Source organism: Tunturiibacter lichenicola (genome assembly GCF_051013355.1).
Classification (GTDB): Bacteria; Acidobacteriota; Terriglobia; order Terriglobales; family Acidobacteriaceae; genus Edaphobacter; species Edaphobacter lichenicola_F.
Window position 1 is genome coordinate 1,566,245 of the sequence record NZ_CP132944.1, and the last position, 26,016, is coordinate 1,592,260.

Below are 26,016 nucleotides of genomic sequence, written 5' to 3' on the forward strand. Positions count from 1 at the left end.
TGTGGTGTTTTGTGTGGTGAATGTGGTGCTTTGCATGGTGCGTTTTGAGGCTTGAAAAATGTGACAGGTTTTGGAACTTTATTTTTGAGAGGGCTGGAGTGTGATCCCGTTTTGGTTCGCTTTTGCGTGGTGAAAGGCGAACCGGCGGCGAGAGAGGTGATCTCTGCGCCGCCGGCCGGTTGTGTTGCCTGTTTAGAAGAGCACTTTCAGGGCGAACTGATACTGCCGTGGAGTGTAGTTGGGATCAGCCTGCGAGATCTGTCCGAAGCCTGCGTTTCCGAACTGATCGCCGGGCTGGCCATTGTTCAGGTAGAAGTTAGGCGTGTTTGAGATGTTGTAGCTCTCCGCGCGGAACTGGAGTCCGAACCGCTCGGTGAGGGTGAAGTTTTTGAAGACGGAGAGGTCTACGTGGCGGAACGTTGGGCCAAACAGCGAGTTGCGCGGAGTGTTCCCAATGGTTCCGAGGGCTTGAGGGGCGAAGGCTGCGGTGTTGAAGAAGTTCTTGATCGCTCTCGAACCGCGCGGATTCCCAATCGTATCAGGGCGATCGTTGCCGTTGGCGTTTTGTGGGACGGCACGGTTGTTGTAGCCGCGCGCTTTGCAAACGCCCAAGTAATCGCAATCGACGGGATTGTCTGCACCGCTACCAGTACTGGTGATGGTGAAGGGTTTTCCACTCTGCCAGACAGTGATGGTATTGACTGACCATCCGCCAAGAGCAGCCTTTTTGAGGCCCGTGAACTCCTTACCGTACTGGAGTTCGTAGTTCAGACCGAGAGCGAAGCGATTTTGAATATCAAGCTCTGCGATTGCGTACTCGCTTGCCCGGATGTCTGTTGGAAGGGCGTTGCTCCAACCCTGATTGCTACCCTGCTGGGAGAAACCAGTGATGTCGCTGAGCGCCTTGCCCCAAGTGTAGTTTGCATCGAATGCCAGCCCCTTGGTAAAGCGACGCTGGAAGGAGGTCTGTAGTGCGTTGTAGTTCGAAATGCCACCGCTGTTGATGTAGCTGACGTTACCCAGATTGGGTAGCGGCCCGTTGAGCGGACGCGCGCCACTGACGGGATTGGCGGCAGATCCTGGTTGAGCCAACGGATTGTACGGCAACGCCTGGTTGATATTGTTGATCGACTCCGGCAGATGCTGGCCAACGTTGCCGACGTAGCCGATGGTGAAGACGTTGGAGCCGAATTGCTGCTCGATCTGCAGGTTGTACTGCTGGATCATTGCGTTTTTGAAGTGGGCAGCCTCAGCTACGAACGAAAGACCGGAGATCGTGGAGAGATCCGCGAGTTGAGCCGGTGTTGGGGCCGACGGTGGAGGGTTGCCTTGGCTAAAGTTGCCATTTGTATTGTAAAGAGGACCGGCGCAATCGGGGTTCTGACCAGCTGGAAGAGTGGGGTTAGCGGGGTTGGTGACGTAGCTTTCGATCTGCACAGCCAGGGTTGATTGGCAGGAGGGGCTAAATACGGAGGTAAACGGAGCGTTCTTCAGATCGGCGTTGGAGGTGTAGTTGCCGGGGAAGTAGCTGATTCCATATCCGCCACGAATGACCATGCTTGGCGTTGCCGAGTAGGAGAAGCCGACACGAGGAGCGACATCTGCATGGTCGGTGGGGATATTGACCTGATCGTTAACACCGTTCACACCAGCGATCTTCAAGGCGCTGCTCGTGGCTGTCGACGGATTGGTGACTGCCTCCATGAAGTCGTAGTTCGAGATGTGGTTATGCGCCTCAGTGAACGGAGTGAAGACGTCGTAGCGGAGGCCATAGACCAGCGTCAGCTTGGAGTTGAACTTCCAACTATCCTGAATGAAGCCGCCTGGCTCCCAGCTGCGATAGTCGGGAGGGGTGAGATTAAAGTTGCGCGTTTGATTATTGAAAGCGCCAAGCAGAGTAGAAGCAATCTGATTGTCCTGCTGGGTCTGCTGGTCGGCGTTGCTATCTGTGGTCAGATTGAAGCCGAACGCGCCGACAGCGGAGGCGCTTTGCACGTTACGAGCCTGCCTGCGAATGAGACTGAGGCCTGCCTTGATGTTGTGGTTGCCCTTGGTCCAGCTGACGGTACCGGAGTATTGGAAGGTGTTGTCGATGTCCTGCAGAGGAACGTAAGCGCCGTCACCGATATCACCGAAGGGACCGATTGAAACTGGCGTGAGAGAGTCAGCAAACGGGCTGAAGCTGGTCTGGCTCGAAGGAAAGCCGATCTTCTGGTCGATCCCAAGACCGTAGTTGAGCGGAAGCGAGAGGTTGTTGATGCGAGTGTAGCCCAACCGCAGGTCGACCAGCAGGCTGGGGCTGAACATGTGCGTGAAGCCGAATGCAAACTGTTGGGCGAAGTCGGATGCGGGACCGTCAAAGTTGTACCTTCCGCCCGAGATCTGAATACCATTTACAGTTCCAAAGTTAGGGGGGGTAAAGCTATCGACTTTGTTGTAGGACCAACGACCGAAGAACAGGTTTTTATCGTTGAACTTGTGGTCTACACGAGCGTCATAGAGGTTGTAGTTCTGCGTTTTGCTCGGGCTGATGATGTAGTTGTTTGAGAGATTGGCGTTGGTAGGTGCCGGAAACAGCCTGAGGTAGTTAAGCGCGATCGGGTTGATGGGAACTGGTCCACCGGTGGCTGGGATTAGTCCTTGATAGGCCTGCGAGGTTCCGTTGGCCGTGCTAAAGAGAGCCTGGGGTGATCCACCGTTGACGCCGTTGATGTTGTTATACTCGCTCTGCGTCGGCACGGTTCCGGTATAGGTAACGCCCTGGACGTTGCGGAGGCCTTCCCAGTCAAAGTAGAAGAAGGTTCTGTCTCTGATGATCGGTCCACCGATGCTGACGCCGTACTGATTCTGGCGCAGCTCGGGTTTGTTGCCGGTGGTTGCGAAGACGTTACGGGCGTCAAAGATATCGTTGCGGAAGTACTCATAGACCGAACCGTGGAAAGCGTTCGTTCCAGAGCGGGTGATGAGGTTGATGACGCCGCCTGCGGTACGACCAGCCTCTGGAGAGTAGCTGTTGGTCTGGATGGTGATTTCCTGAATACCTTCGACGTTGGGCTTGATACCGATGGTGCCAATGATGCGTTCGTTGTCGTCAATACCGTCAACGACCCAGTTGTTAAGGCTGTCGTCCTGTCCGTTGACGGAGAGACCGGCTGCGTTGGTGCGGCGATCGTCGGGACGGCCACCGCTTGAGAGTCCGTTGCCTGCTCCCTCGTTGGCGCCGGGGACGAGGCCCACAAGCTGAACGAAGTTACGGCCGTTGAGGGGAAGATCCTGCACAGCCTTTGCCGTCACAGTCGAGCTGACGGTTGCGCTGTCAGCCTGGAGGAGCGGGGTGCTTGCCGTGACTTCGATGGTTGTGGACTCTGCACCGAGCGCAAGGTGGATGTCACTGCGGGCGCGGTCGCCAGCTTCTACGGAGAGGTCCTTTACAATCTGCGACTGGAAGCCGGATGCTTTGACCGCGATGGAGTAGTGTCCGACCGGCAGCAGCGTGAAGTTATAGTCACCCGAGCTGTTGGATGTGGTGGTGCGCTGCTCGTTGGTCCCGGTGTTTGTGAGGACGATGGTAGCGTTGGGGACAACGGCGCCGGTGGCGTCGGTGACTGATCCCAGGATGTCGGCGGTGGTGAGCTGCCCGAAGGCTGCTGAGGTGAAGAGAACCAGGAGGGCCAAGAGCGCGAGCGGCCTCCTCAGTCCCTGATAGATTTCGCGTCCGCACTGGCCTATGCGGTTCAGTATGTTTGTTCGATCGTAGTTCATTGGGTTCTACCTCGATGGTCTGGGTTGATGAAACGTTTTAGCGAATCTAACGCTCCTGGCCCAAGGTCGGCAGGAGGATTTCTAGTAATCTGCGCGACACCTGGGTGAAGGTCCTGTCTTTTTACTTATTATGGAAAGCGTCTTTTACGCGCAAAATGTAGCGTGATGTCTCAATCTCTCAATCGTTTTAGTAGAGGAAATACCTGCAATCTTCCCCGGCTGAGGATTTTGAAGGATGGGATTAGTGCTTGTCAAGAAAGTTTTTCAAGTGGAGGTAACTAAATTGGGCCCAGGATGGGCCTAGTAAAACCTTTAAGCTAATGCGGTCGTACCAGTTTTGTTGTTTGTCATTATGCGGAGGATCGTGGGAGCGGGAAGATAAGAATGACGAGGCTCGTTACGATTGCGGGATGCGATTGGTCGGACGACAGAGCTAATTACCGCAAGACTACTTTCTTGTTGTACGGCCGGCTCTCTGCCTCGGATCGGACGGCGCCTGTCGACTGGCGGACGACCAGTTCGGGGAGAAAGGAGATTGGAGCCTCCTCCGATACATCCTGATGGGTGACGCGGTGTAGCAGCTTGAGAGCGGCGGTTCTACCGATGTGATGAAGCGGCTGCCGGATGGTGGAGAGACTAGGGTACTGATAGGCCGCCGACTTGATGTCGTCGAAGCCGAGGACGGAGATGTCTTCGGGGACGCGAAGACCGTGTTCGCGAATGGCACACATCGCTCCGATGGCGGCGAGGTCATTGAAGGCGATGATGGCGGTGAAAGGTTTTTTGCGGAGGAGCAGTTGACAAGCGGCGGGGTAGCCGAGCTCCGGGGAGGACATGTCGAGCGGGATGGTGAGGGTGAGTTGAGGGTCTATAGGGATGCCGAGCTCGATGGCGACTTCACAAAAGCTGTTCCATCGGTCGTCGGAGTCGGAGCTGCAGGCCGCGCCACGCATGATGGCGATTTTGCGGTGGCCGAGATCGTAGAGATGTCGGAGGCCGAGTTCGGCAGCGAAGCGCTGGTTCAAGGTGAGATTGGTCACGTTTGGGACGGGTTGATGGCCGGCAACGGCGACCACGGGGACGGACCAGGGTTCGCGCCGTGTCGTTGGTGTGTCGATGAGGATGAAACCTTCGACAGCGCGGTCCATGAGGAGGTTGGAATACTCGTCGATGAGATCGGGTTTGCGATGATGCGAGGCAGTGAGATAGAAGTAGCCCTCTTCGACGAGGACCTCTTCGACGCCTTCCATGATGGAGCCGGAGTAGTCGTCGTTGAGCTGCGGGAGGAGCACGCCGACGGAGAAGGTTCGTTGACCTTGCAGAGCGCGGGCGAAGAAGCTTGGACGGTAGTCGAACTTTTTGGCTGCAGCGAGGACGCGAAGACGAGTCGGCTCGGAGATGGATTTGGCGCCGGGCGCATTGTTGATGACGAGGGAGATCGTCGCGGGAGACAGGCCAAGATATTCGCCGAGGATCTTGAGGCTTGCATGCTGCTTCAGGATTTTTCCGGGCGGCTCCTGCTGCTTTGCGGGAGCAGAGCGCCTGGCGGCGGAAGGTCTTTCAGGTCGATCCATGTCAGAAACCTTGTCGAGGAAATTAGAGTTAGAGATATCACCAGAATCGTGTGCAACCGCACGATGAGGCTGTTGAGTAGCAAATGTCAAGGAAGAAGACAGGAGTGCGCAATTTGCTTGAAGATTTTATGTTTGGAAAGTCGCGGTGGTGCGGCGGGGATTGATGTTGTGAATTAAATAGGAAGGGAGCAGGCCGCGAATATGCTGCCTGCTCCCTTGGTTGATTGTGGTCAGGTTGTGGTTAGAACATGTACTTCAGCGCGAACTGAAGTTGACGCTCTCCCTGCGCGTTGTTGACCAGGCCGAAGGTGTTGCCGACTGACGAGTTCGGAGCCACAAGGATCGGGTGGTTCAGAGCATTGATTGCTTCGGCGCGGAACTGAAGACTCTGACGCTCGACGATTTTGAAGTTCTTCGAGACGCTGAAGTCCACTGCCTGCAGGCCAGGACCGGTGTAGCTGCCGACCTGGCAGTTTCCGAAGCCGCTGGTGGGTTGGGACACATTCGCGGAGCTGAACCATGACTTACCTGGGTTGTCAGGATCGGTCGAGTTCTTACCCGGCGTCTCCACTGGAGACCCGCTGCAATCAGCGCGTGGGAAACCAGAAGTTGTACCGGAGTTGTCGGCGGCCTGAGGTGTGATCGGGAAGCCGGTGTGGAATTGCATGATGGAGTTGACCTGCCAACCGCCAACGACGAGATCGGCAGCACGGTTCATGTTCGAACCGAACGTCTGGCCGCGACCGAACGGCAGATCGTAGGTGACAAAGCCGTTGAAGGCATTGGCTACGTTCTGGTCGCAACGTCCGTAGTCAGCTCCCGGATCGTAGGTGTTCTGGAAGAAGAAGTGATTGTTGCCGGCCTGCGTGAGAGCAGCGTTGGTGTCGCCATACTGCGCGAAGAAGCCTGAAGAGTTACCCAAGCACTTCGAGAAAGTATAGTTGCCCTGGAACTCGAGCCCGTGGGTGAGCCGCTTCTGGAAGCTGGCCTGCAATGCGTTGTAGTTGGAGAAGCCAGTCGATGCGGTCAGACGTGCCTGACCGATCAAGCCCTGCAAGGTTGGATTGAGGTAAGGGCTTGGTGCGATGGTGCCATCCGCCTGAAGAACCTTCTGGTTGATGAGGGCGATGGTCATGAGATGATCCGTCTTCTGACCAACGTAACTGATCTGGAAGGTGGAGGAGTTGCCGAGCTGCTTCTGGATAGTGAGGTTGTACTGCTGAGAGACAGCAGGACGCGTGCCGTTGGGATCAAAGGCGTGAATACCGGCTCCTGAAAAGCAGACGGGCAGTTGCGCGATAGCGGCCGCAATGGTGCATCCCGATGAGGGGAAGCTGGAGAAGCCCTGATCGAGCGTTGTTCCTGGAAGCGCCTGCGTACCGCCGGCGTAGGTGACGTTTGGCTGAACCGAGAAGGGCGGGTTCTGGAAGAGCAAGTTGCCCGTGCCGGTGCTCTCGCTGAAGTTGGAGATGCCGTAGGCACCACGAACTACCATGGTCTTGTCCCACTCAGGCTGCCACGAGAAACCAACTCGTGGTTGGAAGTTGGTGGGGCCGGTGTAGGTGTTGTAGAGCGCGCTGGAGTTGCCGTTGATGCCGGCGATCTGAGTGGCCCCGTTGGTGAGGTTGTAGTTGGTTGCCTGGTTGTGCGCATCGGCGCGGGCCGTGATGACTTCATATCGCAGACCGAGGTTGATGGTTAGGTTGGGAAGTGCGTGCCAGTTGTCCTGAGCGAAGCCTGAATACAAGCTATTGCGCAGGCTGTGGCCATCGCCGGAGCCAATCGCAACGTTCTGGGGCGCGCCGAGCAGGAAGTCGGCTTCAGCCCAACCGGTGGGAGTGCCACCGCCAGGAAGAACAACCGAAGGGTTTGAGGTAAAGGAGCCGTTATAGGTGATGTCACCGGCGAGTCCAGCGTTACCAACATAAAGAATGTTCGTGCGGTAGTTGTAGAACTCGAATCCGAGGTTGATGGTGTGCTTGCCGTGAATCACGGTTACAGTATCCTCCGCCTGAATGACGGTGTCGTGGAACTGCGAGACGAGGTTGTTGTTGCCGAATTCCGGCCCGTAGCTGGCGCCTGCGAACTGCTGCAATGGAAGGAAGGTCTGGTCCGCCGGTACTCCCGCGATTCCGAAGGTCGTGGAGAGATTCTGTCCTGTTGGGTTGGAGAAACCCTCAGTGACGGGGAAGTAGCTTGCTCCGATACGTGCATCATTAAGTAAGTTGGGGTTGAAGGTGTGGGCGTAGTCAATGACACCGTTGTAGAGCGGGAACTCATTGTCGGAGTTTCCGGTCAGCAACTGGCTGTTCGTTGTGGGATTGGTAATGTGCTGCTGTGAGTAGCGCCCGTAGACGTGATCCTTCTCACTGGCAACCCAGTCAATCTTGAGATCGCCCTGGTCGCTGTTGGTGTAGGAGTGAGTGACGTTGACCTGGTTGCCGGTGGTCAGGCTGTTGATCGGTCCCGGGTAGAGTGGCGAGTTGAGGATCTTCAAGGCAGCGGGACTGATCGTCGCATTGCTCGAATTGATCTGGTTATTCAGGAACGGCAGACGGCCGCCTGGGGTGGTTGCGGAGAAGGGGTTGTAGAGTTGCTGGGCCAGATTGTTACAGATTCCCGCGGCGTTGAAGCCAGCCGAACAGACGCTGGAGAAATCGCCGGCACGTTCGGCAGTGGTGAAGGTTGTGTACGGCACGGAGGTTGCCGGCTGGTCGAAGCGAGAGCCTTGATAGTCGACGAAGAAGAAGAGCTTGTCCTTGATGATGGGACCACCGATTGATCCGCCGAACTCGTTCCAGCGCAGAATCGGCTTCAGGCCTGTTCCATCGGGGTTGTTCACACCAGGGACGTAGGGCTGCCCTTTGGTTAGACCGTTCTGCCATCTGTTTGCGTTCAAGGCATCGTTGCGGATGAACTCGAAGGCGTCGCCGTGGAACTGGTTGGTGCCGGATTTGAGAGTTACGGAGATGACGCCACCCAGATAGTTTCCGTAAGAGGCTGGGGCGTTCTGCGAGATGAGGTTGAACTCCTGGATGGCATCGACGCTGGGCGCGAAGGCGACGTCGTTGTTATCGATCTGGTTGTTGTCCATGCCGTCGAGGATGTAGTTGTTGGTCTGTTCGCGGTTGCCGTTGATGTAAGGACGGCCGACCTGGAAGCTTGCCTGCGAGCCCGTGAATGAGCCGGGGTTGAGGCTGACAGCGCCGGGTGAGAGGAGCGTGAGCTGGTTGTAGTTGCGGGTTGCGAGCGGGAGGGTCACGTTCGCACGCGCGTCGAGCACGGTGCCCATGAAGCTGTCGTCGGTTTGGAGCAGTGGTGGAGCACTCGAAACCTCGACGGTTTGCGAAGCCTGTCCGACGACCAAGGAGATGTCGATGCGGGCGGTCTGGTTCATCTCGAGAGAGATTGCCGGGTGCTCTGCGGATGTGAAGCCGGTTGCCGTTACCTTCAGGGCATATTCCCCGATGGGCAGAGGAGAGAGGTAATAGACACCAGCAGAGTTGGTGTGAGTGGGGTAGACGGTGCCGCGTGATTTCTCTGTCGCGACGACGGTTGCGTTCGCAACGACGGCACCAGAGGCGTCCGTCACGGTTCCCGTGATCTTCGCACTGATGTCCTGTCCGAATGCAACCGAACTTACGAGAAGCACAAATAAACTACATAAGGCGATGCGTACTCTCATTGATGGGCCTCCAATTCAATTTCCTTCTTGAAGCTGTTGCGACGTGTTGTGGGAGTTCTTCTGCAAACAAATCTGGTGCATCTCTTAGGTTTCCTTTGCTGCGTGTGCCCAAGATGGGTCACAAGCAGTTTCAGGTTTCGTGCGGTGAATCCAGACTGTTTGTGTTTCTACCTTTGTTGACTGCTTGACTGGGCAAATCGGAGATCTTTCTAAAAAAATGGGATCAAAAGACGAATTGGCGTTCGTACTGTGGGCCTAGAAAAAAGTCATTCTTTCGATGGCGGAATAGTATAGACAACTGTACTGACATGCAAGAAAAAGGAATAAGAGCTTTTGGCCTGAAATTTTTTCGCCCAATAGTCACCTGGCTTTGGGCAATGATGTGCGCAGATTTTCGCGTATTAACGCCTTAAATCATGCACTTAGGCGAAGCGAGCCTATGTTCTTGCGGGTCTTACAGCACCGGTGTGGGCGAGATGTTGTGCTGGGGACTCCGGCAACGATGATGGCGTGCCGACGAGAATCCGTTGATGCGGGACTGTCGATCTTAATTAAACGAACACTTCGCAGGATGCCAGGAGCGATGTTCGTTTTTCGCGGACTGCCGCTCGGGCGCGAGTGTGTGCGCGATTCACGGAGAGCTATGTCTGAGGGTACAGCTCTGCCTGTCGATCAGTTTGACGAATTAAAGGTCGCCAGCAAGCGTTCGCGAACAAAGACTATATGATCGCGCATGGCGCTGCGGGCCTCCCGCTTCGAATCTTTTTTTAAGGCCTGGTAGATCTTCATGTGGGCCACTGGCGCGGTCGTTGCAGAGAGTTCGTAGGACTTTGAGCGGCAGAGTAAAGCCTTCTGCTGAACATTCTCGAGGACGCGGGATAGCTCCTGATTGCCGGTGGCCGCGCTGATCAAGCCATGAAACCGGATGTCCTCTTCGATGTGCTCCAGCTTATTGCCGGCCTTGAGAAACTTCTTCGTCTTATTGATACTGGCGGATAGATCGCTGAGCAGTCTTGGAGTGATGGTCGCTGCGTCGATGGCATGGACTTCGAGAACCTCGCGAAGATCGTAAAGATCGCGGATTTCCTTCTCGGAGAACTGCCGGACATATGCGCCGCGTCGCGCTTCGATGATGACGAGGCCCTCTGCTTCCAGCCGGTTGAGCGCCTCGCGGACGGGAGATTTACTGATCCCGAGCTGTGTTGCCAGCGACTCTTCGGTTAGCCGGGAGAGTTCGCCGAGGGTCCCATCCAGCACGTTTTGCTTAATGCTCCGGTAGGTAAGCTCAGTAAGATTTGGGATTTTGGCCAGCTTGATCATTATGGTTTCGAGGATTTTACACGATCAAAGTATAGGGAATGCCCCATTGAGGAAAAGACCCTGAATTTACAGGATCTGGGAATATTAACTGCTTCGATTCCCCTTCGATCAGATGGGCGCACCGCTGAGCTGGCAGGAAGCAAGGAAGCGCGAATCGTTATCTTCGCCTGATGGTGCCGATCTCCATCGATTGGCCAGAGATGATTCGATCGTAGGAAAATCGATCGGGAATCTGCAGGACTAAGTATCTGTCGAGCAGAATGATTCGCGGCCCGGAGGCGAGGACGTCGTCCAGAGTTACGGGGTGGAAGAGATATTTGTCGGTGGGTACGTTAGCGGGTAGAGGCTGTATTTGGATCTGTTGGACAGGGCGTCTGGCGTAAAAGATGCTGGTCGCAATCGACCTCTCATCTCCTTCCCACCAGGTCAGCAGCGGGCCTGATATCGGCTGCGGATGGCTGAAGACATCGCGTAGGAGTTGGATCGATTCTTTCTCGGCGTTGACGACGTCGGGGCCCACTTTTGCTTGATGGAGTTTTTTGCGGGGGCTGCTCGTCAGTAATGCACTGGCGATGCAGATCGCGGCTGTGATCGCGCTGACTGACAACCAAAAAGTCTTTGGGGATTGCTGGCGCTTTCGCTGGAGTTCTCGCAGCGTGTCCGCGAGGAAGACGGCGGTGAGTGCTGCGAGTGCGGGGTATATCGGTGCGATGTAGTGGGGCAGGCGTGTTTGTACAACGGTGAAGAAACAGAGAACGACAAGGGAGAAGATTGCCCAGGCGCGGAACTCTTTGCGGCGGAGGCCTCCGAGGATTGCCCAAGGATAGAGCAGGACGAAGGGCGCAGCGGAGATGAGAAGCACCCATAGGTAATACCACCAGTGCGTGATGTGATCTTCAATTTGATGCGTGGTTCGAGTGAGGACGTGGAGGCCGAGATATTCGGCGAGGAATGCAGAGCCGAAGCGGTGAAACATGTAGAGGTGCCAGGGGAGAACGAGCAACAGAAAGAGCGACAGGGCGAGCCAGAATTGTCGGGTGAGGCGAGTGAGGTTCCAGCGCTCGATTGCGGCGAAGATGATGGCAGCGACGATGAGTGTGATGCTTGCGGCGCCCTTGGTCATCAGTGCGGTCGCGAGGCCGCACCAGAAGAGATACCAGCCGGAGGGTGTGTGATTTTGAATCGCGGTGAGTCCGATGATTGCGATGCAGCAGCCTAGTGAGAGGAGGACGTCCATCTCGCCGACGCGGCACACGTGCAGGAAGCCGAAGGTACTGAGCAGGATTAAGGTGCTGATCCATGCGGCGAGGATGTCGTTTCTGCGTGCGAGCCAGGCGTGTAGAAGAACGACGATGGCGACGCCTGAAAGAGCTGAGCCTGCGCGGGCCCAGAACTCGTGGACGCCGAATAGTTTGAAGAAGGTTGCTGTGAGCCAGAGCATCAGCGGCGGCTTTTCGAACCAGGGCTGATAGTTCCAGTGCGGGACTAGTACGCTGCCTGAGAGCATCTCCCGCGAAATCTCGGCGTAGATGCCTTCGTCCCAGTTGGTCAGGGGTTTATGGCCTAGCAGAGTTAAGAGGACGACGCAGGCGAGGAGAGTGGCGAAGAGTGTTGAGGTGGTTCTCCAGTTGCTCTTGCAGAGTTCGATGATTCCCGAGGACGTCGCTGTGTGTGTCGTATTTTCCATCGGTCTTAATTCGAATCTGGATGCTGCGTTCTGAGCGAGCCTCGGTCGAGTGGGGCTTTCACATTGCGGCTCTCACTAGGATACGGGTGATTCAGCTTCCGGGATGATATTCGCGCTCGATGTGACCCTTGAGGTCGGAGTGGTAGAAGTAGACTTCGCGAAGATCTCCGGTGGTGTAGCGCTTTGCCTGATCATTGAAGTGAGGGGATGCCGGGTTGCCGCTTTCTCCGCCTGCAGTTATTGCTTTGGCGTGTACCTTGTCGGCGAACTCGACGACTGCGACGAAGCTGTTGCCGACAGTGCCGTACCACTTCTTCGTTCCGGGGTATGGGCGCGCACCAAAGGAGGCGAGTGAGCCCCAAAGTGATGAAGTAAAGCCGACAGGAATGCTCGGGGCTGCGTCGTTGAAGGGTTGAACGATGTCTCCTGTAATACGTTGAAAGCGGTTGATGTCGCCCCATGGCTTCTTCCAGGTGCCGAAGTCGGTCGTGAGGCGGTCGGACGCTGACGAGAGCGATTGCAGGAGTTGTTCGGGTGAGATTTTGGTGCTGATGTACTCCTCGACGGAGATGCCAGATTTCTTTGCGTCGTCGAGCGCATTGCGACGGATGTCCTCTCCCCAGAAGATCGCTAGAGACGTTGGCACGGAATCGACGGCCCAGCGGTGATCCCAGGTGCGGAGAAGGCCGATCTGATCGGCCAGTTTTGTTTTGAGCGGATCGGGTGCGGGGATGCCATCCCATGCTTTGAAGAGGGCTGGAAGCGGCTTGTCGAACCATGGGAGATAGCTGTCGTAGGCTGCGGTGATGAGTGAGTCGAGGGTGAAATCTTTTTTGTTTTGCAGCACTCGGATGGCGTGAAGACCGCGAGCAGTCTCTGTGCCGGTTTCTACGTAGGCGGGGTAGTCTGCTTTTCGCAGGCTGCTCTCACCGGCTCCGGACCACGGCCAGTTGTTGCTGTTGTAAAGCCAGCCGCTCTTTGGGTTGAGAAGTTGGGGGAGTTCGTCGACGGTGAGGAGACCTTGCCAATCGGTTGCCGGGCTGCTGCCATCGACTGGTTTGGTGAAGTCGAAGCTTACGTTTCGGCGTGGGATGAAGTTGCCGTGGAAGTAGGCGATGTCGCCGTCGGCGTCGGCGAAGATGGTGTTGTTCGAGGAGTTTGCTTTCAGCTCCAAGGTTTGGCGGAATGATTTGTAGTCCTTTGCCTTGGTGCGGATGTAGGACTGCGTGAGGGCTTTGATCGGCTCTTGCATGAAGCGAATGCTTACCCACTTGCCGTTTTCTTCGCGAATGATTGGACCGTGACTGGTGCGGTAGATCGTGAACTTCTTTTCCGCTAAACCATGTTCGGTTTTGTATGGGACTACGATCTGTTTTGCTGCCAGGCGGTGCTCTTCGTTTCCATACTTGTAGTAAAAGTTGTCGCCTTTCTGTGAGACGGTTTCCAGATATTCGTCGACTGCATCGACGCCGCTTGAGGTGTGCATCCAGCCAGCACGTTCGTTGAAGCCCTGGTAGATGAAGAACTGGCCCCACGTCACTGCGCCGTAGGCATCGAGGCCTTCTTCGCTGACCATTTGAAGTTCAGAGCGGAAGAAGAATGAGGTGTGAGGGTTGATGAGTAGCAACGCGTGGTGTGCGGTGGTGTTCGAGGGCGCGATGGCGATGCCGTTCGATCCCGTGGGCTCGGGAGGGTCGCTGTCGTGAACGTAGGGAAGATCGGCCATGGTGGAGATGAGATGCGGGGGTCTCTCCACTACGGCCGCAAGGTGCGCCGCCTCCGATCGAGATGGCGTTGTTTTGGGGTCAGTAGAGAGGTGAGAGCCAACAGCAGGAGCGACGAACCGTGGGTGCGCGTAGAAGGCTTCAAGCTGTGCGAGGTTAACGCGCTCGATATCGCCGCCGATGCTGCCTTCGGTGAAGGAAAGGGCCATCCACGGCTCGAAGTGCTTAGTGACTCGTGGTTTTATCTCTGGATGTTTGAAGAGGTAGTAGTTGAGGCCGTCAGCGAAGGAGTTCATCAGGGCTTGTAGCCACGCGGGGCTGGCGGCGTATTGGGTTTTCAAGTCAGCGGGATCGATGAAGAGCTTCATGCGAAGGTCTTGATAGATGCGTGACTCTCCTTCGGTCTCGGCGAGGCGACCCATTGCGTTGATGTAGTTGGTCTCGACGCGGTTGAAGTCGTCTTCGGCCTGAGCGTATTCCATGCCGAAGACAGCGTCGGCGTCGGTCTTTCCGTAGATGTGTGCGATGCCCCCAGTCGTCACGGATGATGGTGACATTTTGCGCCTCTTGTTCCCAACGCTTCACGTCTGAATTTGCTGCGGCGTGCAGCGATAAGGGTACGAATCCGATCGACAGGATAAAGATGAACTTCTGAAAGTTCGAGCAACGTTCGTTCTTCATGAACTGCTTGTCTCCACAGGCGGAATGAAACAGGTTGCCTCTTGCGCAAGCGCATGTTGAGCCTGGCGTCGAGTTCGAACAGTTTACCTGCCTGGGAATTTTACTTCGGTTAGACCGAACAGCAGATTCCTTCGCTTCGCTACGGAATGACAAAAAAAAGGAAACAAACCTTCACATCAATGCGCATTCTTCACTAGAAGGAGAACTTCGCAGCGAGTTGAACGAGACGGGGAGCAGCGGCGCTGACGATCTTGCCGAAGTTGTTGGTGTCTTCGACCTGTCCGTCTACTGAAGCAGGGCCGTAAAACTGGGTGTGGTTGAAGGCGTTGAAGGCTTCGAGGCGGAACTCAAACGATCGCGCGTCGGCTAGACGCAGATTCTTCTGGAGGGTCATGTCGAAGTTGTTAATTCCCGGGCCGTAGAAGACGCGGCGTTTCGCGTTGCCGAGTTGGCCCAGGTTTTCTTCGGGGAAGAGAGCCGTGTTGAACGCGGCGCGACCGTTTCGGCCGTTGGTGTTGATTTTGAGTGGGCCGGGAAGATACTGCGGGGTATCGAGCAGGTAGTTGTTTGCGCCGTTGCCGAGGGTGCCGAGGAGGGAGTTGTCGGAGTTGTCGAAGAGGGTCACAGGAAAGCCAGTGGCGAAGCGAGTTGCGCCGGAGAGACTCCACTGCTCGGTGAGGCGGTTGCTTTTGTGGACGAGCGCGGCGATGGGAAGGGCCCAGGTGTAACTGCCAACGAAGTCATGCTTGAGATCCCACGCGGAGATGGTGCGACTTTGGCGAGGATCGATGACGTTCAGTTGCTCGCCGAGGCTGGAGCCTTGATCGATGGACTTTGCGTAGGTGTAGCTGAGTAGAAACTGCGAGCCGTGGTGGGTGTAGCGCAGCGTAGTTTCGAGGGCGTTATAGTTTGAGTTGGCTACGGATTTGTCTGCGGTGTTTTCACCGTAGTTCGGGCCCTGGCCGACGCGAGTTCCCTGCACTGTTTGTCCGGCGCTGTTCGTGTAGGTGGAGTCTTCGCCGAAGGGACCGCAGCCGGGGAGGCTGAGGCATAGCGCGGGATCGCCTGGATTTGCAGAGCCGAGGGTGAGGATGTGATGTCCCTGATTGCCGACGTAACTGACGGTCAACAGAGTGCGTTCGTTGATCTGACGCTGGATTGAGAACATGTAGTCGTTGATGTAAGGCACACGGTTGCGATAGTAGAAGAAGGGGTCGGCGGCAATGGGTGTGAAGTTGGCCCAGTTGACCGAGGTGTCGGGGTTGGTCGTCGATACGGTGTGCGGTGGGAAGGGAAAGGGAAAACGCTGACCGTTGTTAAAGCCTGTTGCGGCGGTGACGAAGGGCGTAGCAAGTAACGGCGGAGCGGGGCTGAGATAGTTGAAGCCGAAGGGAGGCACGGCGTACATGATGCCTGCAGATAAACCGGGGAACGCCGTGTAGAAGATGCCGTAGCTGGCTCGGATGCTGGACTGGCCGCTGGGTCCGAAGATCTTGCTCCAGAGACCGTGATCGAACTTTGGAGAGTATGCGATGCCGATCCGCGGCGCGAAGTTTTTGTAGCTGGTGGGTGCGATGGTGCTGGGGACACCGGGGTCTCCGGCGACGACAAAACCTTCGGGGGCTCCGGGGTAGAGCGTTGATTGATCGCCGGCGATGTAGGTCTGGAGCTGATGGTACTTTTCGGACCAGGGCTCGATGACGTCCCAGCGCAGGCCAGCGTTGATGGTGAGGTCGCTGCGTGCACGCCAACTGTCTTGAGCGTAGAGGCCGAGGTAGTGGTTGCGTAGATAGAACGGCTGACCGGAGGACTGCGTGAAGTTGCTTGGGGTGCCGATCAGGAAGTCGGCGTAGGCGTCGCCGGTTTCGGTTCCGTTGATGTTGAAGGTGCCGTTGAAGGTAGCGTTGGGGTGCTCGTTGACCTCGTCGATGTGAAATTGACCGCCGAACTTGAGGGTGTGCGAGCCGATGGATCGGGAGAGGCCGTCACTGAGGTAGAACGTGTTGTTGATCTGGGTGATGTTGGTGATGGGTACGCCCATGACGAAGGTGGGGAAGGTGATGTTTTCGATGCCTTCGAACTGGGGGGCCTGGACGAAGATGCCTCCGTTGGCCGGATCCGTAAAGCCTTGCGAGGCAAGGCTAACGCCAAGGCCTCCCTTTGGCTGGCCGATGATGTTGGCGTTGCGGAGGTAGCCGAAGTGGAGTTCGTTGACGGTGTTCGCACCGATGACCTTTGTGTCGCCAATGGAAAAGAGCTGCGCTCGACCGATAAAGAGGGCATTGAAGCCGGGGATGCTTGCGCCGGCGACAGAGCCGGGGTAGGGGTTGTCGAGGCTGTAGTCGTCGACAAAGTAGTATGCGGAGAGCTGGCCGAAGCGGCTGTTGCCGTCGATGCGGACGGAACCCTTATCGTCACGGACAGTCTGCGAGAAGGCTGCTGAGGAGAACTGATTTGTGCCGACGTTTGGGGAAGGGATGTATTGGAGCAGGTTTTTTCCTGGTGTGGACCAGGCAGATTGCGGGATGTTGCCGTTGGGGAAGACGCTGGTGTACGGCTCTCCCTGAGTGACGGTGCGGCCGAGTGACCGGGTTAGCAGCGATGCGAGGTAGGGGCCGCTGACAGAGCCGGTGAGATCGTCGAAGTTGCCGTTGCGCTGGGCAGTGGTGGGGACGGAGATGTTGCCGGTGGAGACGCCCTGGGTAGTGCGTGTTCCCTGATAGTCGGTGAAGAAGAAGATCTTGTCGCGCTTGACGGGGCCGCCGATCGAGCCGCCGAACTGATTTTGGTCGAAGGAGGCGCGGGTTTGATCGAAGTAACCTTTGGCGTCGAGGTTGGTGTTGCGGAAGAACTCGAAGGCGTTGCCGTGGAACTGGCCGGTGCCTGATTTGCTGACTACGGTGATGATGCCGCCGTTGTAGTTGCCGTACTCGGGATCGAAGTTCGTGGTGAGGACGCGGAACTCTTCGATGGAGTCGAGGTTCGGGATGATGGAGGTGCCGCCGTTCATGTGTTCCTGAACATCGATTCCGTTGACGATGAAGCCGTTGGAGGACTCTCGCTGACCGTTGATGGAGAGGTTGCCGGGGTTGGCGTCGCCGGATGGGTCGATGCCGCCGGTGACGCCAGCCATGATGACGGAGCTGGGGAGGAGGGTCGAGATAGGGGCGACGCCGGGCTGGATTGCGAGAAGGTCGGTGTAGCTGCGGCCGTTCAAGGGGATGGCTGTCATCTGTGCGGCGGAGACGACTTCGCCGAGGTGAGTGGCGGCGGTCTCAACCTGTACGCCTGCGTCACTTGTTACCGTAACGGTGTCGGATCGCTCGCCGATCTCGAGGATTGCATCCACGCGGATGGCAGAGTCGGTGTCTACTGTAAGGTTGGTCTTTCGCTGGGAGCTGAAACCGTTAGCGGTGATCGTTAGATCGTAGTGTCCGACGGGAAGGTTTGGGAACACATACAGGCCTTGCCTGTCGGAGACTGCTTGGTAGGCCGTCTGCTGGGCGGTGTTGACGAGTTTGAGGATTGCGCCTGCAATAACAGCGGCGCTCTTGTCTGTGACTGCGCCGGAGATGCTGCCGCCAGTCGCTGCGCGCACCGGCAATGCTGCCAGACACAGAGATGCTGTGACCAGAATCTTTAAGGATATTCTGACGGCGGTCGAGATGAACTTTGGGTGATGCACTTACGCCTCAAATTCAGCGGCGACGAGGCGCAAAGCTCAGGAAGAATGAGCGATCGCCCCCGTTTCCACGCGGGGTAGAATCACGAACTAATCCTGGGTAGGTCTCCTGACTTACAGGCAAAGCTGCTGTTGAAGCGGCTTCTGACTCTTCGCCTTCCCCGATGCGAACCGAGTGGCGAGTGAAGAGTTTTTTCCTGATTACAGTGGCGGGACCATGCCGGACTTACACCGGCTTCCCTTTTATGCCCTCGCGGGCACCCAAGAACTTTGTTAATCAACATACTACAGACCGACTTTGATGAGATCAATCCTTCAAGGAAGACGCGCACGAACGCAGTGTCCAGACTCGTCCGTTGAATCGAAGATCGGTCAAGGTCAGCGGTGCAATATCTACCCGCCAAAAGGAATGGAGTGGTGCGTGCAAAACGTAAACAACTACGCCGCGAATTACGGCGGGATGGGTGACAGCGATGGTATGACCGTCTTCTTTTAGCTGGTCAAGCCACCCGCCCACGCGCCCGATCAGATTTGCGATGGACTCGCCGCCGTGGGGAGCTGCAGCAGGATCTGCCAGCCATGCTGCAACACCTTCGGGATCCTGCGTTTGGAGAGTGCTGAGTTCTTGGCCCTGCCAACCACCGTAGTCGCAATCTCGGAGTTCGATGGCGATTGACGCCGTCAGTCCGAATGCCAGAGCCGTCTGTTGCGTTCGGAGCTCGGGAGCAGAGAGGAAGTGTGTCTTGGACGTTCTGGGAGCCTTCCAGCCGAGTGTGGCGATCTTTGAGATCTCCTGCTGTTCGAGTTCCTCGTCCAACGGAAAAGCCGCGCGTAGCAGGGCTGGTGTGGCTGCATGACTGATGAGGGTTACTCGTGTTGTCATGCTGTTCGTTTTCTCCGTGAGCGGGCTTGACATAACAATTACACCCTATTGAGGCCCGCTCTCTTGACACTGATGATACCGAGACATAGGGTTAGAGAAGCTTGTGAAGACGGAATGACGAAGCCGGTGCAACTCCGGCACGGTCGCGCCGCTGTAATCGACTCAGTTGGGTTGAAAGTCAGACCTCATTTCGCATATCAAGCAAGCAAGTAGTCGGGACGCACGATCCCAGGAGACTTAACATGGCACAATCCGCAGTCGGTTCCATATCACAACCTGTATCGCTTCCTGTTATTCCGCTTCGGGAGCTTATGCCGTGGGCAATCTTCGGCGGTCTCGTGATGCTGTTGGCGATCTACTTCGTCGGTGCCGAACAGGGTGCCACTTCGCTGATGCATGGCCGGGCTGTTCATGAATTTGTTCATGACGGACGCCATCTCCTCGGCTTCCCCTGCCATTAAGTCGACTCCGTTGACTGCTCGAACACTGCTTCTACGAGGGATGCTGGTCGGCATCGTTGCTGGCCTGCTTGTCTTTGCCTTTGCCCGCTGGATTGGGGAGCCCCAGGTTGAAAGGGCTATCGCGTTCGAGAGCAGCGTGGATCAAGCCAAGGGAGAGGCCCCTGAACCTGAGATGGTCAGCCGCAAGGTGCAGCGGGGCGTTGGTCTGCTGACTGGAGTGCTGGTCTATGGGGCGGCAATCGGTGGGATGTTTGGGCTGGTCTTCGCGCTTGCCTATGGCCGCATCGGCGATCTCAGCCCGCGAGCGCTCTCGGCATTACTGGCGGCTATTGCTTTTGTCACGATTGTGCTGGTTCCTAATCTTAAATATCCGGCGAACCCGCCTGCGGTCGGTAATCCTGAGACGATCGGTGTGCGTACCGCTGCGTTTTTTCTGCTGATTGCATTTTCGATTGCGGCGATGGTGCTGGCTATTCAAGTAAGGGGGCGCATCAGCCCGCTCTATGGAACGTGGAATGCGGTTTTGCTGAGTGGCGGCCTGTTTATCGTCGTCATGTGCGTTGTTTCGCACTTTCTACCGGAGATCGACGAGATTCCAGCCGACTTTCCTGCGAATCTCTTGTGGCGCTTTCGCGTCGCCGCTCTTGAGCTTCAAGCAGTTCTGTGGACAGTGATTGGGCTTCTCTTCGGATGGCTGACGGAGCGTGATACACGCTTGTCTCATGCTGGACGACCGTAGTTGCCAGAGCGACTCAAACAGCGGTGTCAACGGTGTTTCAGAGCAGGACGCAATGGTTTCAACTCTCCGTCGTTCGGTGCAGGTTTGAGGTCGAGTAGTTTGGCGATGAAATCGTAGACATCCACATTGGGAAAACTTGGAAGCTTCGTTCCGGGTCGAATGTCGGGACCGTTCGCGACAAAGATGGCCTTCATCTCGGGCATGCGCGTTACATCGTAGCCGTGTTCGCCAACTGGCGGTTTGCGTATGGTTTCGTGTGCACGGAAGATGTATGGACCGTTCGGAACGATCACAGGATCGCCCTCGCGCGGATTTTCGTTGAAGTGTAGATACGGCGGCACATCGGTGCGGCGATAGGCTGTGAACCGCGGATCCGGGTGAGCGCGAAAGCTCTCATAGGCTTTTTCTGCGTCCGCTTCGGTGTTCGCATACAGAAGTATGCCATCGGTCTTGAAGTGCGTCAGGTCAGCGTATTTATCGAGCGTAATCCAGTCGCCTTCAACCTTTGCCATTCCATGATCGGCGACAACGATGAGATCGGTGGGTAAGTGAGTCGCATCGAGGTCGCGCTTCAGCTTGCCTATAAGGGCATCGACATGATGCACCTGATCTCGTTCTTCGGTGGAGTCCGGGCCGTAGATGTGGCCTGCATGATCGGTATTGCTGTAGTAAAGCGTTATGAAATGAGGCCGCTTCGCAGGCGGAAGTTTAAGCCAGGTTATGACCTGGTCGATCCGTTTGTCGTCGTCGAACTTATCGTCGAAGTGGACATATTCGTTGGGTCGTTCGCCGGCAATCATCGCCTCGGAGCCGGGCCAGAAGAATGAAGCGGCGCGCATCTGCTGCTGCTCGGCTAGTGACCATAGCGGCGTGCCGTTGTACCAGCTACCATCTGAGTTTGTTAGAGGGCTCGTATAGGAATAGAGTCCACGGCGATCTGGATCGTAGAAAACATTACTCACAATTCCGTGATGCTCTGGATAGAGACCAGTGACCAAAGTGACGTGATTGGGAAATGTAATGGACGGATAGGAGGGCAACATACCGTCGGGTGCGGTTGCCCCGGTGCGAGCCAGTTCAGCGATGTTTGGCGCGTCCCACTCTTTTGGATAGTCGTAGCGGAATCCGTCCAGTGACACCAGAACAACATAGTGCTTTTTTTGCTGTCGCGGCGAGTTGGGAACGCCGTCAACTTCGACGATCTTTCCTCTGTCGGAAGTGTCGGGTGGGAGAGTCTGAGCAGCGACTCCCATCGTAGACAGTATTCCGGCTGAGAGAAACGTTATAAGGAGATGACGAGCGATCAATGATGCTCCTTGATTTTGCTTGGCTGGCGAGCTTAAGCGATTAGACGAGTGGAAACAGGCACAGTAATACAGCTATTCTATTTTCTATCATTTGACGCATGCATTGAATGTTTGTGCGACGAGCTGACAGCCGCTGGTATCGTAATCTAAATTGCGCTCGTAGGTGATGGAGTAACCTATGCTCTTCAGGAGGAAGTGTGGCGGCAGATCCAGTTAGAGTAATCTCCGATCTTGAGGAGCTTCGGGCCTTGACCGCAGACGCGAATGGCGCACAACGCGTCGCCTGGACTCCTGTTTGGCTCGAGGCGCGAGCATGGTTCCAAAAAAAGCTGCAAGGTCTTCCTGTGGAGCACCACTACGATGCGGCGGGAAACTCCTGGACGACCCTTCCTGGCAAGTTGGATAAGGCGCTTATTCTCGGGAGTCATCTTGACTCCGTTCCGAATGGCGGCTGGCTGGATGGCTGTCTGGGATTTCTCGCGGGCTTCGAGGTGTTACGCGGTCTCATTGAAGATTTCGATGGCAAGCCGCCGATCACGATTCGTCTTGTCGATTGGGCCGACGAGGAGGGAGCGCGCTTCGGACGGAGTCTCTTCGGGTCTTCGGCGTTTGCCGGAACACATACCATCGAGGCCGACCGTCGGCGTACGGATCGCGATGGAGTCAATCTTGAAGATGCTCTTCGACGATGTCGCGTAGAGATGGAACAGATCGGGAAGGCAACACTGGAGCAGAGAAATGCTGCTGCTTATTTGGAGTTGCATATTGAGCAGGGGCCAGTTCTTGAATCGATGCATCTACCTCTTGGCGTGGTGCTTGGAACGAAGGGCGTGGAGCGACACGCAATCACCTTTTATGGGCAGGAGGCGCACTCTGGATCGACACCGATGAAAGTGCGTCGAGATGCACTAGCGGCAGCAGCGAAACTCGCGCTGGAGATTCGCCCGATTGCGAAGCGATATCCGGATGCCGTCGCTACCATGGGAAGTGTGAAGACTTTTCCTGGCATTGTGACAGCCGTCGTCGGACGATGCGAGACAACGCTCGATATGCGCGACCTTGATGCGGGGATCCTCGCGTCGATGTTGGCTGAAGCACGAGAGGCGAGCGAGCGTTTCGCTAAGGAAGAAGGCTGTACCGTCGATTGGTCGAAGATCTGGAGCATCGAGCCGGTTCCATTTGATCCACGACTGGTCGCACTTTGCGATGAAGCAGTACGAGAGACGGCAGCCACTTCTCACAAGTTACCTTCCGGGCCTCTGCACGACGCAGCTGAAGTTTCGCGCGCGGGGATACCGACCGCGATGATGTTCGTTCAGTCGTTGAAGGGACTGAGTCATAATAAAGCGGAAGACACGAGAGTCGCAGATCTAACACTGGCGGTACAGGCCTTCGACAAACTTGCAAAGAAGACGCTGAGTTTGCTGAGCAGTTAGGAAAGAGGAGCCATTTTCTTTAATAGAGAGACGCGCAGATCCGTTGCAGCTTTTCAACAGTGGAGCGGTCTCCAGCATCTCCATCAAGATTTCACTGGCTAGCTAAATGGTTTTGCTGAGATAGTGCATAATAGTCACTCCTGAACAGTAAAGAGAGTAGAGCCGCAAAGGAGAGTCATGTTTTCATCCATGATGCAGAGGCCTTGGGATTGGACTACGTTCGGCTCGACTGATTTTGCCATGGGGCTTCACAGCGGCGCATCTGTTCTCTGCTTGATTATGGAGGCGCTTGGAGCCGAATGAGCGAGCGAGTTCCCTTTCATCAGCAGATCACGATTGATTCTGAGCGGGCGAATCGTTTCGGCGATCTGCATCCGCCGTTCGATAAGCAAGCTGCGGTAACTGAAGCAAATCGCTGCCTCTATTGCTTTGACGCACCTTGCACAGCTGCGTGCCCCACACATATTGATGTGCCTAGTTTTATCAAGAAGATCTCAAGTGGCAATCTCGCCGGCTCTGCGCGGACCATTCTGGACGCGAATATTCTTGGTGGGAGTTGCGCCCGCGCTTGTCCGGTTGAGGTGCTATGCGAGGGAGCCTGCGTAATGCACCGCTACAATAAGCAGCCGATCGAGATCGCGCGGTTGCAACGGTTCGCGGTGGATACATTCCACGAAAGTGGCGCTTCGCTGCCGTTTGAACCTGGAACTGATACAGGATTGTCCGTAGCTTTGGTCGGGGCAGGCCCAGCATCGCTTGCCTGTGCCGCGGAGCTTCGCCGTTGTGGAATTCGTGCCACTCTATATGACGCACGATCGTTGCCGGGAGGATTGAACACGTACGGCGTTGCTGAATACAAGCTTCCTCTGGTGGAGAGCCTGCGTGAAATCGAGATGCTCACACAGCTGGGAGTCGATTTCAATTTCGAGACGATGGTTGACTTCCTCAAATTGGTCGAGCTCGAACGCAACCATGATGCGATTTTTTTAGGTATCGGCCTCGGCGCGATTCATCAACTTGGAGTCGCCGGAGAGCAGCTTGCTGGTATGACGAATGCGCTCGATCTGATCGCGGGCTACAAGTCAGGATCGTTGACGTCGGTGCCGGCGCGTGTGGTGGTCGTAGGCGCAGGCAATACTGCTATCGATGCGGCGATTGCCGCAGTTCGCCTAGGGGCCACCGATGTGCACATCGTATATCGCCGAGGACTAGAACAGATGTCAGCGTTCACGTTTGAATATGAACATGCAAAGAGTGAAGGGGTGAAATTTTTGTGGCATGTGCAGCCGACTGGCGTTCGAGGCGACCAAGCCGTGGAAGCACTTGAGTTGATAAAACTTGTGTCGACTAAAGACGGTTCGATTGTGGAGGAGAGTGATTCGGAGTTTTTGCTCGCGGCTGATCTAGTTGTACTCTCGATCGGGCAGACCACGCATACGAGTTTTCTCACCGAGTCTGGTCAAGATTCTGCGAAGATTCAACTTGATCGCGGGCGCATTCTGATTGACCGGGCTACAGGCCAGACCTCGAACCCGAAGTTTTTTGCCGGCGGGGATTGTACGAACGGAGGACGCGAGGTCGTCGACGCGGTTGCGGATGGAAAGCGCGCTGGTATTGGCATTGCTGCATGGTTGGAGGCTCGACATGTCTAAACCCAAGCCAATGCTGGAGACTACGTTCTGCGGCATCCAATGCCTCAATCCGTTCTGGCTTGCATCGGCACCGCCTACAAACTGCGGCGAACAAATTATGCGGGCCTTCGATGCGGGTTGGGGAGGTGCGGTCTGGAAGACGATTGGGGAACCGATTACGAATGTTAGTTCTCGCTACTCCTCGATTGACTGGGAGGGTAGGCGCATGATGGGCTTCAACAATATTGAGCTCATCTCGGACCGCCCCATCGAGGTGAACCTGCGGGAGATTGCCGAGGTAAAGCGACGCTATCCGAAGCACGTTGTTATCGCTTCGTTGATGGTCGAGAGCAAACGCGAGACTTGGCACGATATCGTACAGCGTGCTGAGGACGCGGGCGCAGATGGGCTTGAACTTAACTTTGGATGTCCTCACGGCATGAGCGAGCGCGGCATGGGATCAGCCGTAGGACAAGTCCCTGAGTATTGCGAGCAGATAACAGCTTGGGTGAAAGAGAAGGCACGGACACCGGTAATTGTTAAGTTGACCCCGAATATCTCTGACATCCGCATTCCCGCTCGAGCCGCGAAGCGTGGGGGGGCTGACGCACTCTCCGCTATCAATACGATCAACTCGATTACGGGAATCGATCTTGACACATTCCAGCCGAGCCCTAACGTCGATGGGAAGAGCTCGCATGGTGGATATTGCGGGCCGGCAGTGAAACCCATCGCACTCAATATGGTTCAGCAGGTTCAGTCAGATCCGAGCGCGTTGCCATTGTCAGGTATTGGCGGCATTGCAAGCTGGCGCGATGCGGCGGAGTTTATTTTGCTTGGGTGCGGCACCGTGCAGGTTTGCACAGCGGCGATGCACTATGGCTACCGCATCGTTGAAGATATGCAAGATGGATTGTTGGGGTGGATGGCGGAGAAGGGTTTTGCCACACTCGACGATTTTCGTGGGCTGTCGCTTCCAAATGTAGTTGAGTGGAAGCAGCTTAATTTGAACTATCAGATCGTTGCCCGCATCCATGAGGATCTGTGCATTGGATGCCAACTTTGCTATACAGCTTGCTGGGATGGAGCACATCAGTGCATCCACCTTGATCGGACTTCGCCGGCGCCTGATACGACACGAACGCCGAGCATGGTTACAGCTGACTCTGCTCGGCATATTTCGACGACTCCGATTCCCAAACTTGATGCAGGAAATCTGGGCCGTACTAATGCGGTGACGCCGCTTGAGCGTATTCCTCGGGTCGACGAAGATCATTGCGTCGGCTGCAATCTGTGTTCGCTGGTCTGTCCGGTAGAGGGCTGCATCACGATGGAGCGCATTGACAGAGACTTGCCGTTTGAGAGCTGGGAAGAGCGCACTGCCAAGGGACTGGTCCCGCCAGGAGCGCGTGAGGTGATGAGTACGAATACCTGACTTGGCTTG

14 protein-coding genes and 1 riboswitch are annotated in these 26,016 nt (G+C 56.1%); of the genes, 5 read left to right on the forward strand and 9 right to left on the reverse strand.

All coding sequences use genetic code 11. From position 1 onward, the window contains the following. Positions 1 to 192: 192 nt before the first annotated feature. From RBB82_RS06765 to RBB82_RS06800, 8 genes are all read right to left on the reverse strand, one after another. The gene (locus RBB82_RS06765; RefSeq protein ID WP_433974359.1) at positions 193 to 3,675 is read right to left on the reverse strand and encodes a TonB-dependent receptor domain-containing protein; all 3,483 of its coding nucleotides are present in this window, start codon (positions 3,673 to 3,675) and stop codon (positions 193 to 195) included. A 524-nt stretch (positions 3,676 to 4,199) separates the two neighbouring features. Beyond that, positions 4,200 to 5,336: a LacI family DNA-binding transcriptional regulator gene (locus tag RBB82_RS06770; protein ID WP_433974360.1), complete on the reverse strand. Its 1,137-nt coding sequence runs from the start codon at positions 5,334 to 5,336 to the stop codon at positions 4,200 to 4,202. Between the two features lie 241 nt (positions 5,337 to 5,577). Next, on the reverse strand, positions 5,578 to 9,021 hold the full coding sequence (locus RBB82_RS06775) for a carboxypeptidase regulatory-like domain-containing protein (protein WP_433974361.1): 3,444 nt from the start codon (positions 9,019 to 9,021) through the stop codon (positions 5,578 to 5,580). Between the two features lie 672 nt (positions 9,022 to 9,693). After that, the gene (locus RBB82_RS06780; protein ID WP_433974362.1) at positions 9,694 to 10,341 is read right to left on the reverse strand and encodes a GntR family transcriptional regulator; all 648 of its coding nucleotides are present in this window, start codon (positions 10,339 to 10,341) and stop codon (positions 9,694 to 9,696) included. Positions 10,342 to 10,498: 157 nt separating this feature from the next. Further along, complete coding sequence (locus RBB82_RS06785) at positions 10,499 to 12,028, reverse strand: ArnT family glycosyltransferase (protein WP_433974363.1); 1,530 nt, start codon at positions 12,026 to 12,028, stop codon at positions 10,499 to 10,501. 91 nt (positions 12,029 to 12,119) lie between these two features. Next, a complete protein-coding gene (locus tag RBB82_RS06790; protein ID WP_433974364.1) occupies positions 12,120 to 14,309 on the reverse strand; it encodes a penicillin acylase family protein in 2,190 nt (729 codons plus the stop codon). A gap of 317 nt (positions 14,310 to 14,626) precedes the next feature. Further along, a complete protein-coding gene (locus RBB82_RS06795) occupies positions 14,627 to 18,118 on the reverse strand; it encodes a carboxypeptidase regulatory-like domain-containing protein (RefSeq protein WP_433974365.1) in 3,492 nt (1,163 codons plus the stop codon). A 79-nt stretch (positions 18,119 to 18,197) separates the two neighbouring features. Then, a riboswitch (cobalamin riboswitch) is annotated at positions 18,198 to 18,395 on the reverse strand. A 27-nt stretch (positions 18,396 to 18,422) separates the two neighbouring features. Beyond that, complete coding sequence (locus RBB82_RS06800) at positions 18,423 to 18,998, reverse strand: histidine phosphatase family protein (RefSeq protein ID WP_433974366.1); 576 nt, start codon at positions 18,996 to 18,998, stop codon at positions 18,423 to 18,425. A 242-nt stretch (positions 18,999 to 19,240) separates the two neighbouring features. Here RBB82_RS06800 and RBB82_RS06805 point away from each other — a divergent pair, with 242 nt between their 5' ends. Then, positions 19,241 to 19,459 carry a CbtB domain-containing protein gene (locus tag RBB82_RS06805; protein WP_433974367.1) on the forward strand — a complete coding sequence of 73 codons (219 nt, stop codon included), beginning with the start codon at positions 19,241 to 19,243 and terminating at the stop codon, positions 19,457 to 19,459. Then, positions 19,422 to 20,198, forward strand: coding sequence for a CbtA family protein (locus RBB82_RS06810; RefSeq protein ID WP_433974368.1), 777 nt, complete (start codon positions 19,422 to 19,424; stop codon positions 20,196 to 20,198). The genes RBB82_RS06805 and RBB82_RS06810 overlap by 38 nt, the downstream gene beginning before the upstream one ends. A gap of 26 nt (positions 20,199 to 20,224) precedes the next feature. On the opposite strand, the gene RBB82_RS06815 is transcribed toward RBB82_RS06810, so the two are convergent. Then, complete coding sequence (locus tag RBB82_RS06815; RefSeq protein WP_433974369.1) at positions 20,225 to 21,505, reverse strand: ectonucleotide pyrophosphatase/phosphodiesterase; 1,281 nt, start codon at positions 21,503 to 21,505, stop codon at positions 20,225 to 20,227. Between the two features lie 197 nt (positions 21,506 to 21,702). Between RBB82_RS06815 and RBB82_RS06820 the strand changes: the two genes are divergently transcribed. The 3 genes from RBB82_RS06820 (at position 21,703) to preA (ending at position 26,007) form a co-directional block, all read left to right on the forward strand. After that, on the forward strand, positions 21,703 to 22,941 hold the full coding sequence (locus RBB82_RS06820; RefSeq protein ID WP_433974370.1) for a Zn-dependent hydrolase: 1,239 nt from the start codon (positions 21,703 to 21,705) through the stop codon (positions 22,939 to 22,941). A 299-nt stretch (positions 22,942 to 23,240) separates the two neighbouring features. Continuing rightward, positions 23,241 to 24,593 (forward strand): NAD(P)-dependent oxidoreductase, encoded by a 1,353-nt coding sequence (locus tag RBB82_RS06825; RefSeq protein ID WP_433974371.1) that lies wholly within the window; start codon positions 23,241 to 23,243, stop codon positions 24,591 to 24,593. Further along, positions 24,586 to 26,007, forward strand: a complete 1,422-nt coding sequence (gene preA / locus RBB82_RS06830) for an NAD-dependent dihydropyrimidine dehydrogenase subunit PreA (RefSeq protein ID WP_433974372.1) — start codon at positions 24,586 to 24,588, stop codon at positions 26,005 to 26,007. Before RBB82_RS06825 ends, preA begins: the two co-directional genes overlap by 8 nt. The last annotated feature ends 9 nt before the right edge of the window (positions 26,008 to 26,016 follow it).